The organism is Aestuariimicrobium sp. p3-SID1156 (assembly GCF_025144225.1).
Taxonomy (GTDB): Bacteria; Actinomycetota; Actinomycetes; order Propionibacteriales; family Propionibacteriaceae; genus Aestuariimicrobium.
The window spans coordinates 1-476 of record NZ_JALXXB010000029.1 but is presented as its reverse complement, the minus strand read 5'-3'; the positions used below and the strand labels follow the sequence as shown (position 1 = coordinate 476).

The following is a 476-nucleotide window of genomic DNA, read 5'->3' as shown; positions in this document are numbered from 1 at the left end:
GAGCAGGGTCAAGATGATCCGGGATCGAGTGGGGTCGGCCAGTGCACGACCCAGGCGGTTCATCACGTCGAGACGCGAAGCAATAGTCAGCATGGACTGAACTATACAGCGCGCACTGAACACTCGGTCACAGGCGTCAGCCCAGATCGCATGCCCGTAAGGGGAACCCTCACCGGACACCACCGCTACTTATCGAGAGGAACGACGGCACGCCTGGCGGGCTGTCCCGTAAGACCCGTCCGGTGAGCTGTCCGGTGAAGGGAGGCTATATGACACACTGGGGAGCATGTCCCCCTTGAAGGTCGGCTATGCCCGAGTCTCCACCGACGAGCAGGACTGACCGCGCAGCGTGACGGACTCGCGGCGTTCGGCGTCGATCCCAAGCGTATCTACGTCGATCACGGGCTCACGGGCCGCAACGCCGACCGTGAGGGCCTGCGGCAGGCGCTGGCTGCCTGTCGGGACGGCGATACGTC

The 476-nt window shown here is 64.3% G+C and carries 1 protein-coding gene and 1 pseudogene; one reads left to right on the top strand and one right to left on the bottom strand.

Going from position 1 to position 476, the window contains the following annotated elements:
• Nucleotides 1-93: pseudogene (locus M3G03_RS12795) on the bottom strand (transcriptional regulator); the annotation flags it as partial.
• 243 nt (nucleotides 94-336) lie between these two features.
• Between M3G03_RS12795 and M3G03_RS12870 the strand changes: the two are divergent.
• The coding region (locus tag M3G03_RS12870) for a recombinase family protein (RefSeq protein ID WP_311197560.1) at nucleotides 337-476 on the top strand (140 nt) is incomplete at its 3' end.